At 70.7% G+C, this 10,940-nt stretch carries 10 protein-coding genes; 1 reads left to right on the top strand and 9 read right to left on the bottom strand.

Annotation, left to right across the window (positions count from 1 at the left end; all coding sequences use genetic code 11):
• The 6 genes from VFH10_RS16900 to VFH10_RS16875 all read right to left on the bottom strand — a co-directional run.
• Window positions 1-1,332, bottom strand: a 1,332-nt coding sequence (locus VFH10_RS16900; protein WP_325130654.1) for a class II fumarate hydratase, incomplete at its 3' end; no start/stop codon positions are given.
• Between the two features lie 57 nt (window positions 1,333-1,389).
• Entirely contained in the window at window positions 1,390-2,076 is a 687-nt protein-coding gene (locus VFH10_RS16895) for a hypothetical protein (protein ID WP_325130652.1), read from the bottom strand.
• 7 nt (window positions 2,077-2,083) lie between these two features.
• Window positions 2,084-2,374 (bottom strand): hypothetical protein, encoded by a 291-nt coding sequence (locus VFH10_RS16890; protein WP_325130650.1) that lies wholly within the window; start codon window positions 2,372-2,374, stop codon window positions 2,084-2,086.
• Complete coding sequence (locus VFH10_RS16885) at window positions 2,371-2,955, bottom strand: hypothetical protein (RefSeq protein ID WP_325130648.1); 585 nt, start codon at window positions 2,953-2,955, stop codon at window positions 2,371-2,373. Before VFH10_RS16885 ends, VFH10_RS16890 begins: the two co-directional genes overlap by 4 nt.
• A 19-nt stretch (window positions 2,956-2,974) precedes the next feature.
• On the bottom strand, window positions 2,975-4,810 hold the full coding sequence (locus tag VFH10_RS16880; RefSeq protein WP_325130646.1) for a hypothetical protein: 1,836 nt from the start codon (window positions 4,808-4,810) through the stop codon (window positions 2,975-2,977).
• A gap of 165 nt (window positions 4,811-4,975) precedes the next feature.
• Entirely contained in the window at window positions 4,976-6,664 is a 1,689-nt protein-coding gene (locus VFH10_RS16875; RefSeq protein ID WP_325130643.1) for a fumarate hydratase, read from the bottom strand.
• Between the two features lie 49 nt (window positions 6,665-6,713).
• On the opposite strand from VFH10_RS16875, the gene VFH10_RS16870 reads away from it, so the two are divergent.
• Complete coding sequence (locus tag VFH10_RS16870) at window positions 6,714-7,391, top strand: DUF1707 SHOCT-like domain-containing protein (RefSeq protein ID WP_325130641.1); 678 nt, start codon at window positions 6,714-6,716, stop codon at window positions 7,389-7,391.
• Window positions 7,392-7,503: 112 nt separating this feature from the next.
• Here the strand turns inward: VFH10_RS16870 and VFH10_RS16865 are convergent, their stop codons facing one another.
• From VFH10_RS16865 to VFH10_RS16855, 3 genes are all read right to left on the bottom strand, one after another.
• A complete protein-coding gene (locus tag VFH10_RS16865) occupies window positions 7,504-9,660 on the bottom strand; it encodes an alpha-galactosidase (RefSeq protein WP_325130639.1) in 2,157 nt (718 codons plus the stop codon).
• A complete protein-coding gene (locus tag VFH10_RS16860; protein ID WP_325130638.1) occupies window positions 9,657-10,568 on the bottom strand; it encodes a carbohydrate ABC transporter permease in 912 nt (303 codons plus the stop codon). The genes VFH10_RS16865 and VFH10_RS16860 overlap by 4 nt, the downstream gene beginning before the upstream one ends.
• Window positions 10,565-10,940 (bottom strand): sugar ABC transporter permease (locus VFH10_RS16855; RefSeq protein WP_325130636.1); only part of this gene is annotated, 376 nt, incomplete at its 5' end. The genes VFH10_RS16860 and VFH10_RS16855, both read right to left, overlap by 4 nt.

The following is a 10,940-nucleotide window of genomic DNA, read 5'->3' as shown; positions in this document are numbered from 1 at the left end:
CTCGGTGAGGTCACCACGCTCGACGTACCCCATCTCCACGACCACCTCGCGGATGGTCTTCTCGTCGGCCAGCGCCTTCTTGGCCACCTTGGCTGCGTTCTCGTAGCCGATGTACCTGTTCAGCGGCGTCACCACCGACGGTGAGGACTCCGCGTAGCCGCGCATCCGGTCGACGTTGGCGGTGATGCCGGCGACGCACCGGTCGGCGAGCAGTCGCGACGAGGTCGAGAGCAGCCGCAGCGACTCCAGCAAATTGCGTGCCATCACCGGCATCATCACGTTGAGCTCGAAGCTGCCCGAGGCGCCGGCCATCGTCACCGCGGCGTCGTTGCCGACTACCTGCGCGCACACCATCAGCGTGGCCTCGGGCAGCACCGGGTTCACCTTGCCCGGCATGATGCTCGACCCCGGCTGCAGGTCGGGCAGGTTGATCTCGGCGAGCCCGGTGCGCGGACCCGAGGACATCCAGCGCAGGTCGTTGCAGATCTTCGTCAGCGACACGGCGACGGTGCGCAGCTGCCCGGACAGCTCGACGAGCGCGTCCCTGGCGCCCTGCGCCTCGAAGTGGTTGCGGGCCTCGGTGAACGGCAGCCCGGTCGCCGAGGCGAGCTCCTCGATGACGGCGGCTGAGAAGCCCGGCGGCGTGTTGATGCCGGTGCCGACTGCGGTCCCGCCCAGCGGCAGCTCTGCCACCCGAGGCAGGGCCGCCTGCACCCGCTCGATGCCGAGCCGCAGCGCGGCTGCGTAGCCGCCCATCTCCTGGCCGAGCATCACCGGGGTCGCGTCCATCAGGTGCGTGCGACCGGACTTCACGACGTCGGCGAACTCCTCGGCCTTGGCCTCGAACGCGGCCGCCAGGTGCTCCAGCGCGGGCACCAGCTGCCGCGTGGTGGCCGTCGCGGCGGCCACGTGGATCGACGTCGGGAAGACGTCGTTGCTCGACTGGCTCGCGTTGACGTGGTCGTTGGGGTGTACGTCGACCCCGGCGCGCGCGGCCAGCGAGGCGAGCACCTCGTTCATGTTCATGTTCGACGACGTCCCGGACCCGGTCTGGAACACGTCGAGCGGGAAGTGGTCCAGATGCTCCCCGTCGACGACCTGCCCGGCCGCCGCCACGATCGCGTCCGCCTGGGCCTGGTCGAGCACGCCGAGGCCCGCGTTCACGGTGGCGGCCGCGGCCTTGACCCGGGCGAGCGCCTTGACGTGCTCGGCCTCGAGGGTGGTGCCGCTGATTGGGAAGTTCTCGATCGCCCGCTGGGTCTGGGCCCGCCACAACGCCTCGGTGGGGACCTCGACCTCGCCCATGCTGTCGTGCTCGATCCGGTGGCTCATGCCCGCACGGTACCCATTCCCCGCGCGCTCATCGACCGGCCTTCAGGCGTCAGCCGGTCAGGGTCGGGCGAGGTAGAGGAAGTACTGCTCGGCGCGACCTTGGAGGTCCACGTCGTACGCCACCGGGGTGACCGAGCCGAAGATGTCGGCGAGCGCGGCCGCCAGCGGCCCGGACGCCGCGGCCGACCACACCGCCAGCGAGCCGCCGGGGCGGACGAGCTCGGCGACGCGGGCGAGGAATGCCGGCTCGTAGACCTCCGCATTGGCGTCGTGCACCAGGTAGCCCGGCCCGTTGTCGACGTCGAGAAGCACCAGGTCGTAGCTCGCGGGCGCCGCCTCGGCGACGGCCGACCGGATGTCGGCCACCACGACCTGCAGGCGCTCGTCGGCGAGGTACGACGGACCGTGCGGGACCGTGCCGTCGCGCATCCAGTCGACGAGCGCCTGCTCCAGCTCGACGACCGCGACCCGTTCGACCCGGGGGTCGGCGAGCACCTCGTGCGCGGTGAAACCGAGGCCCAGGCCGCCGATGAGCACCTCGCGGGGGTGCTCGACCTGCTTGAGGGCGGCCTGTGCCAGCTCGCGCTCGGTGGTCGTCTCCACGGTGTCCATCACGAAGACACCGTTGACGCGGAGCTCCACGGCGCCGGCGGCATCCGGGTCGTCGCCCGCACGCCGCTGCCGCAGCACGACCTCTCCGCGCTCGGAGGCGGCGCGGGCGATCTCGACGTACTCGGGCGGCAACGCGGGCCTAGCTGTTGCCGAGGTCGAGGGCCTCGAGATCGAGGGTGAACCCGCCCACGTTGGCGGCGATCCGGCCCGAGGTCTCGGCGGTGGCGTCGAAAGCGGCCTGCCAGGACAGCTCGAAGGCCGCCACGCCGTCCGCCACGGCGTCGCCGAACTCGCCCGCGCCCTCACGGACCCGGCCGGCGTCGCGGCGCACCGGCTCGTCCGCGTCGCGGAGCTCCCGGCCGAGCGTGCGGAACTCGTCGCGGACGCCGTCGAGGACCGCGGGGTCGGCGTGGATCGGCTGGTCGGTCATCGGCCGTCCCACTCCACGGTGTAGTTGACGGCGTACTCCTCGCGGATCGCCTTGGCGATCGTGCGCAGGGACAGTCGGTCCGGTGGCTGCACCGAGGTGGTCAGGGAGCGTTGTACGTCGGCCTGCCCCTCGGTGGCCCGGGCCGACTGCGCGATGACCGCGTCCGCGTCGGCGCGGTCGACGCCGAGGTCGGCGACGGCCTGGTCGAGCGCTGTCTCGATGACCGGCATCCCCTCGCCGGCGCGCCGCACGGTCACGGAGGTGGGGTCGGACTCCGGGTCGTCGGCGTACACCCCCATGGTCACCGCGGGGATCGTGAGCCGGGTGCCGTCGCGGAACACCACGGTGACGTCGAACGCCTCGCCACCCTCCCGCTCGAGGATCACGGACTCGCGTCCGTCCTGCATGCCCAGGTCCGCCCGCGACGGTGGAGCCGTGAGGTCGAGCGTCACCTCGCCGTCGGCGACGACCTCGTCGATGGCCTCGCGCTGTGCGCTCCGCTCGTTGTTGCCCACGGTCACGTTGCATCCTCCTGCGGTCAGGGCCAGCACCGTCGCCATCACGACGGCAGCGGCACCCATGCGCGTTCTCGGTGTCGGGCTACTGGTCGACATCGACGTCCCAGTCCAGCATCTGCCCCACGAGGTCGTCGATCCGCTCGCTCAGCCGGTAGTCGTCGATCAGGTCGCTGACGTCGCTGCCGATGATGTCCCGTGCCCGGTCAGGGTCCTCGGCGAGCAACTCCTGGAAGCGGGGCAGGGTGTCCTGCTCGATCAGCGCCCACCGGTCGTCGAAGTGCGCGATGTTGCCGTCGGGGAACGGCGTCTCGACGTCGACATGGACCTGGGTCGGGTTGTCGACGGAGACGCTCGGAACGTCCACCCCGAAGATGCTGTCCGGGGTGCCGACGCGCTCGGGACCGGGGGTCTCGAAGCCGATGGTCAGCGGGAAGACGTCCGGGTAGCCCTGCGCGTCCGGGATGGACGGCGCACCGATCAGGGTCATCGCCCAGGTCATCGCCGGGCCGGTCGGCGAGTGGTCGTACATCGCCTGGTACTCGTCGTCGATGATGTCGTGCTGCTCGCGGCGCAGGAACAACGTGTTGCCAGCGGCGACCCGCTCCGGCACCCCGCTGTCGATGTCCGCCCACGCGTCGGCGACATCGGGGGCGATCAGGCCGGCTGCCTCCATCTCCTCGACGGCCGCGAGCCCGCCGTCGACGTAGGCCTGGTGCATGCCGCCCTGGTCGAAGAAGATCTGCTGCTGCATGTCGAGGAACGTGGTCTCGAAGAAGCGCAGCTCCTCGGCGCTGAGGTCGGCGAGCCGGTCGACTCCCTCCGGCAGTGCATCCCGCAGCGGGCCCGGCAGGTTGCCGGCGCTCTCGCCGATCCGACGGAACAGCGCCAGGTCGAAGAAGCCGGCCGCGAACGACGGGCCGATCATGTTGGCCATGCCAGCCCACTGGAGGTCGGGATCGTCGAGGTAGAGCTGCTGGTAGTACTCGTAGACCTTGATGATGATGTCGCGGTTGGCGTCCGCCCCGGCGCTCGGGTCCCACTCGGCCAGGTCGATGCCGGCCGCCTCAGCCGCGCGGTAGCGCCAGTACTGGTCGAGGGTCGGGGCGAACTGCGTCGGCGGAACCCCGAGCTCACGAGCCTGGTCGAGCAGGGCCCGGAGCTGGTCGAGGTCGTCGGGCGGGGTGCGCAGCTGCTCGGTGAGGTCGGCCATCGGCCCGCCGAGCTGCTGCTCGGCCGCGGTGGCCAGGTCGGTGACCGCGCCACCGGCGAACGTCCACGCGATCTGACCGAACACGTTGCCCTGCGAGGCGCGGTACGCCGCGACGAGGGCGGGCGGCACGGGCACGGCGACCGACTCGGTGAGCGCGGTGGAGACGCGCCGTGCATGCCGGCGCAACCGGTCCCGCACGTCCTCGAACTCCAGCTCGAGCTTGTCCTGCGTCGCGGTGCGGGTGGCGCCCGCCCCGGACACGCCGGCGCCGCGGCTGGCGGCGTACTCGTCCCGGATCATCCGCCGGACCTGGGGCGGGGTGTCGCCGGGGATCTGGCCGACCTGCCGGTCATAGCTGGCCTGCGCGCTCGCGACCGCGTCGTCGTACGCCGCGTCGGCCGCGGCCCATCGTCGGTTGAGGTCCGGGACCTCGACCGTGAGGGCACGGTCGAGGTCCTCCGCGAAGTGGGCGACCGCGGCGGAGGCGGTGTCGAGGTGACCGGCGAACGACACCAGGTGGCCGCCGAGCGTGGTGGCCTCCTCGGCGACGGTCGCGGCGGTCCTGCTGGACCAGTCGGCGGCCCAGCGTCCGGGGGCGGAGGTGACCTGGCGCCCTCGCTCGCGCAGGTGGTCGGCCCGCTCGCCCAGCCGGCGCGCGGCGGCGGCCACCAGGCCGGGCTCGACGTCGAGCGAGAAGTGGTCCCCCATGGCGGGTCAGGTTACCGCTGCCCGAGGGTCGACTCGCATGCGGCGCGCGTTCGGCGCCTGGTACCGCGGGGTCGGTGTGGAACCGGTCCGGTCTCTGCCTGGGCAACGAGCAGTCGATTGAGGCGGGGACAGCGCTCGAGCCGGCTCGTCGCCCGTCGCGACGCCTCAGACGCGCTCCTTCGAGCGGGTGCGGACCGTCAACGCGATCGGCTTCTGCGTCTCGGCGAAGAAGTCGTTGCCCTTGTCGTCGACGACGATGAACGCGGGGAAATCCTCGACCTCGATCTTCCAGACCGCCTCCATCCCGAGCTCGGGGTACTCGAGCACCTCGACGTGCTTGATGCAGTCCTGGGCCAGCCGGGCGGCCGGCCCTCCGATCGACCCGAGGTAGAAGCCGCCGTGCGCGTCGCACGCCCGGGTCACCTGCACCGAGCGGTTGCCCTTGGCGAGCATCACCATCGAGCCGCCCGCCGCCTGGAACTGGTCGACGTACGAGTCCATCCGGCCGGCAGTCGTGGGACCGAACGAGCCGGACGCGTAGCCCTCGGGGGTCTTCGCGGGTCCGGCGTAGTAGACGGCGTGGTCCTTCATGTACTGCGGCATGCCCTCGCCCGCGTCGAGCCGCTCCTTGATCTTGGCGTGCGCGATGTCCCGGGCGACGACGAGCGGACCGGTGAGCGAGAGCCGGGTCTTGACCGGGTGCTTCGACAGCTCGGAGAGGATCTCCGACATCGGCCGGTTGAGGTCGATGCGGACGACGTCGTCGGTGCCCGCGACGGACAGCTTCTCGTCGGTGGTGTCGGGGAGGTACTTCGCCGGGTCGCGCTCGAGCTGCTCGAGGAACACGCCCTCGGCGGTGATCTTGCCCAGTGCCTGCCGGTCGGCGGAGCACGAGACCGCGATCGCGACAGGGCAGGACGCACCGTGGCGGGGCAGCCGGACGACGCGCACGTCGTGGCAGAAGTACTTGCCGCCGAACTGCGCCCCGATCCCGAACGACTGGGTGAGCTTGAAGACCTCCTCCTCCAGCTCGAGGTCCCGGAACCCGTGCGCGGTCGGGGACCCCTGGGTGGGCAGGTTGTCGAGGTAGTGGGCGGAGGCGTACTTCGCGGTCTTCAGCGCGTACTCCGCCGACGTACCGCCGATCACGACCGCCAGGTGGTACGGCGGGCAGGCGGCGGTGCCGAGGGAGCGGATCTTCTCGTCGAGGAACTCCAGCATCCGGTTGGGGTTCAGGACGGCCTTGGTCTCCTGGTAGAGGAACGACTTGTTGGCCGAGCCGCCCCCCTTGGCCATGAAGAGGAACTTGTACGCCGGGTCGCCGTCGCCGGGTGTGCTGTAGAGCTCGATCTGGGCCGGCAGGTTGGTGCCGGTGTTCTTCTCCTCCCACATCGTGAGCGGGGCGAGCTGGGAGTAGCGCAGGTTGAGCTTGGTGTACGCGTCGTACACACCCTTGCTGATCCACTCGCTGTCGTCGGATCCGGTGAGCACTCTCTCGGACTTCTTGCCCATCACGATCGCGGTGCCGGTGTCCTGGCACATCGGCAGCACGCCGCCGGCGGAGATGTTGACGTTCTTCAGCAGGTCCAGCGCGACGAACCGGTCGTTGCCGCTGGACTCCGGGTCGTCGATGATCCGGCGCAGCTGAGCGAGGTGGGCCGGCCGGAGGAAGTGCGCGATGTCGTGCATCGCCTCGGCGGTCAGCATCCGCAGCACCCCGGGCGCGACCTGCAGGAACGTCTGGCCGTTGGCCTCGAAGGTGCTCACCCCCTCGGTCGTGACCAGGCGGTACGGCGTGTCGTCGGCACCGGTCGGGAGGAGGTCGGAGTACTGGAACTGCGGGTCCGCGCTCATGTCTCTGGAGCCTAATCGAGCGCGTGGGGGGTCGATTAGGCTGGGCGCCATGGTGGGAGGCACGGAGAGTCAGGGGCAGGGCGGGCTGCAGCGCAGACCCGTCGGCGACCCCAGCATGCTGCGCATTTCCGACGACGACCGGCACAAGGTGGCCGAGGTGCTGCGCCGTGCCGCGGGCGACGGCCGGATCGACCTCGACGAGCTCGACGAGCGGCTCGAGGCGACGTACGCCGCGAAGACCTACGGCGACCTGGTGCCGATCACCGCCGACCTCCCCGTCGCGGGCCAGCGGCCGCAGCACGTGACGCCGCGCGTGGACGCGACCGTCGTACCCGCGGCCACCCACGCGTCGTCGTTCTCGATCATGGGCGACTGCAGCCGCAAGGGCATCTGGGAGGTGCCCGCCAAGCACAACGCGTTCTCGATGATGGGCAGCATCACGATCGACCTGCGCGAGGCGGTGTTCACGTCGCAGGAGACCGTCATCGAGGCGGTCGCGATCATGGCCGGCATCGACATCTACGTGAACCCGCAGACCCGCGTGATCGTCGAGGGCGTCGGCATCATGGGCGACTTCAGCGAGAGCCGCTCGAAGGTCGCGCCCGACCTGCGCCCCGACTCGCCGATCGTCCGCGTGAAGGGGCTGGCGCTGATGGCCGGCGTCGGCGTCAAGCGCAAGGATCTCCCCGGCACGTCCAAGAACCGGCTGGGCATCACGAACCGCTGAGGCCGCAGACCCAATTACCACGGGACCCAGTGAATCTCCCGCTTCCCGGTGTGAACTCTCGGCGGGAAGCGGCCGATTACCACGGTCCCGTGGTAATTCCCCACCCCACCCCTCAGACGGCCAGCACCCGCAGCACCCGGGCGGACTCGGGGGCGAGCACGGGCAGCTGGATCCCGGCGGAGACGAGCGCGGAACCGGGGATGACTAGCGGGGCGTCACCCTGCTCGTCGAGCCACGAGGTGCTCAGGTCGGCGCCCGGCGCGCCCTCGTCGCGGGGACCGGCGGGCACCACCGTGTAGCGGAGACCGGGGTCCAGCCCCGGCAGCAGCACCGGCGCCGGCGAGGTGGTCTGCGACGACGCCACCTGCGCGACGACGTACCACGCCTCCCGCCGGTCGGGCCCGACGATGCCGGTGACGACCAGGCCCGGGTCCGGGTGGTCGCCGCGGACCAGGGTGCCGTCGGCGAGGAGCGGGCGCAGCTCCCGGTACGTCGCGATCCAGCCGGCCAGCTCGCGGAGCTCGTCGGGTCCCGCGGACAGCAGGTCCCACTCCACGCCGAAGTGGCCGAGCAGCGCCGATGCCGCGCGGAACGCCAGCCGGTGCGTGCGGCCCGTCGTGTGCGCGACCGGGGCGCCCACGTGCTGGCCGACCAGCTCGGGCGGGACGAGCAGCTGGGTCCAGCGCTGGATGCCGATGCGCTCGAGGGCGTCATTGGTGTCGCTCGCCCACAGCCGGTGCGTGCGGCTCAGGATGCCGAGGTCGACGCGACCGCCTCCCGACGCGCACGTCTCGATCTCCAGCTCCGGGTGCGCGGCGAGCAGCTCGTCGAGCAGTCGGTAGAGCGACAGGGTCTGGCCGTGCACCGCCCCGGCCCGGCGCCCGTCGACGGCGTGTCCGGCGTCGACCAGGTCCCGGTTGTGGTCCCACTTGAGGAACGCGATGTCGTACTCGTCGAGCAGCGCCAGCAGCGCGTCCCGGACGTGCGCGTACGCCGAGGGGTGCTGCAGGTCGAGCACCTGCTGGTGCCGCCATGTCGGGGGGAGGGTCTCTCGGCCGCGCAGCAGCCACTCCGGGTGCGCCCGGGCCAGCGCGGATTCCTCGTTGACCATCTCGGGCTCGACCCAGAGGCCGAACTCCATGCCGAGACCCTTGACGTGGTCGACGAGGGGGTGCAGCCCGCGCGGCCAGCGCTCGGCGTCGACCGTCCAGTCGCCGAGGGCGCGGCGGTCGTCGGTCCGGCCCTGGAACCAGCCGTCGTCGAGGACGAAGCGCTCGACGCCGACCTCGGCGGCGGTGTCGGCCAGCCGCTTCAGCGTCGCCTCGTCGTGGTCGAAGTAGACCGCCTCCCAGGTGTTCAGCACGACCGGCCGCGGGCGGCTGCCCAGGTGCGGCATCGCACGCACGTGCCGGTGCATCCGGTGGCTGAGACCGTCGAGCCCGGCGTCCGACCAGACCGCCAGCACCGTCGGGGCCTGGTACGTCGTACCGGGATCGAGCTTCACCTCACCCGGCGCGAGCAGCTCGCCAGCGCCGAGCACACTGAAACCCTCGGGGGTGCGCTCGGCGAGGGACACCTGGTCGCCGCTCCAGGCCACGTGCAGGCCCCACACCTCGCCGGACCGGAAGCCGAACCCGGGGGTGCCGACCACGGTGAGCAGGGGAGCGTCGTGCCCGGTGCGCCCGTGCCGCCCGGCGCGCTGCCAGGTCCCCTGGCGCAGCGACATCCGCTGCGGGGCGCGCTCGCGGCTCCACCGCCCGGTGAGGTCGAGCAGCTCGCGGGCCCGGGCCGGCACCGGCAGGGTGGCCACGACGCCGCCGACGTCGTACCGGCTGTTTCCGGTGTTCGTCAGCGTGTAGTCGAGGGCCACCACACCGGACGGGCGCAGGGAGACGTCACAGCGAACCTCGAGTCCCGACCCGGGATCGGCGCCGACGAGGGTGACTCCGCCGTCGCGCTCGTGCGCGGTCCACGTGCGGAACGAAGGAGCCACGGTGCCGGCGTCTCCGGCCCGGTGTCCGCTGACGGACGGTGTGCCCGGGTGCCCGGACGCGAGGTCCGGCAGTAGCGGCAGCACCCGAGGCCGATCGAGGCTGCTGTGGTTGACCGTACGGGTCGCCGCCGTCGCCACCGCCGCAACGTCTTCCGACGCCAGGTCGCCGAGGTCGGCGCCCCAGTGGCGAACCACCGGGACGCCGTCCTCGAGCAGGATGAGGAGGCTGGTGCCGGCCTCGCGGAGGTGGAACCAGGACGTTGGGTCCAGGCTCACCCCTTCACGGCGCCGGAGGTCATGCCCCGGACGAAGAACCGTTGCAGTGCGAAGAAGACGATCAGCGGGACGATCATCGTCACGAACGCCGCCGCGGTCAGCAGCTGCCAGCCCTCACCCAACCGACCGAGCAGCTGGGACAGGTTGACGGTCACGGTGGCGTCGTCGAAGCCCAGGAACAGCAGCGCGATCAGCAGGTCGTTCCACACCCACAGGAACTGGAAGATGGCGTACGCCGCCAGCGCGGGCACCGACATCGGCACGATGAGCCGCCAGAACGTCTGGTAGTGCGACGCGCCGTCGATCTCGGCGGACTCGATCACCGACTTGGGCAGAGTGCCCATGTAGTTGCGCAGGATGTAGATCGCCAGCGGCATGCCGAAGGTGGTGTGCAGCAGCCACAAGGCGAGGAACGTCCCGTTGATGTCCCAGCCGTCGCTGCCGAAGCGCTGCAGAAGTGTCACGAAGGTGCTCTGGATCGGCACCACCATCATCGCGATGATGACCACGAAGATGATGTCGCGGCCGGGGAATCGCATGAACGTGAACGCGTAGGCGGCGAACGCGGCGAACATGATCGGCAGGATGGTCGCAGGTACGGCGACGACGATGCTGTTGACGAACGAGTCGAACATGCCGTTCGCGTTCAGCACCTCGTCGTAGTTTTGCAGGGTCCACGCGCTGCTGAACGGGTTGAACAGCGCCGACCACCAGCCGGACTGCTCCGTGTCGAGCTGCGGCCGGATCGAGGTCACCAGCAGCCCGATCGTCGGGATGGTCCAGATCAGGCACAGCAGCACCAGGACGATACGTGAGACCCAGCTCCGCTTCTCGTTGTCCTTGGGAGGGCGAGCAGTCCTCGTGCTGGTCGTCTCGACCGTCGGGGCGGTTGTCTCTGCGGTGCTCATCGTGCCTCCTCCTCACGGAACTGCTTGATCTGCCAGTAGAGGACGGGCATCACCGCGATGAGCAGGAGCACCACGATCGCGGCCGCGATTCCGTTCTGGCCGAACTGGAAGATCTGCTGCACGAACGACACCGCGATCACGTTGGTCTCGAAGTTGCCGTTGGTCATCACGTAGACGATGTCGAAGACCTTGAGGACCATCAGCAGCACCGTGATGAAGACCGCGATGATGGTGCCGCGGATCTGCGGGATCACGACCTGGAAGAAGATCTTCACCTCGGTGGCGCCGTCGATGCGGGCGGCCTCGAGGGTGTCCTCGGGAACCCCCTTGATGGCTGCCGACAGCAGGACCATGGCGAAGCCGGCCTGCAGC

The sequence above is a fragment of the Nocardioides sp. genome (genome assembly GCF_035697785.1).
In the GTDB taxonomy this organism is placed as follows: Bacteria; Actinomycetota; Actinomycetes; order Propionibacteriales; family Nocardioidaceae; genus Nocardioides_B.
Note: the sequence above shows the minus strand (reverse complement) of the source record. Positions and strands in the feature narration are given on the sequence as shown.

Bases quoted from the DNA above. Each gene is read 5' to 3' on its own strand.
- VFH10_RS16890 (WP_325130650.1), bottom strand. From the start codon at position 2,374: ATGACCGACCAGCCGATCCACGCCGACCCCGCGGTCCTCGACGGCGTC.
- VFH10_RS16885 (WP_325130648.1), bottom strand. From the start codon at position 2,955: ATGGGTGCCGCTGCCGTCGTGATGGCGACGGTGCTGGCCCTGACCGCA.
- VFH10_RS16880 (WP_325130646.1), bottom strand. From the start codon at position 4,810: ATGGGGGACCACTTCTCGCTCGACGTCGAGCCCGGCCTGGTGGCCGCC.
- VFH10_RS16875 (WP_325130643.1), bottom strand. From the start codon at position 6,664: ATGAGCGCGGACCCGCAGTTCCAGTACTCCGACCTCCTCCCGACCGGT.
- VFH10_RS16870 (WP_325130641.1), top strand. From the start codon at position 6,714: ATGGTGGGAGGCACGGAGAGTCAGGGGCAGGGCGGGCTGCAGCGCAGA.
- VFH10_RS16860 (WP_325130638.1), bottom strand. From the start codon at position 10,568: ATGAGCACCGCAGAGACAACCGCCCCGACGGTCGAGACGACCAGCACG.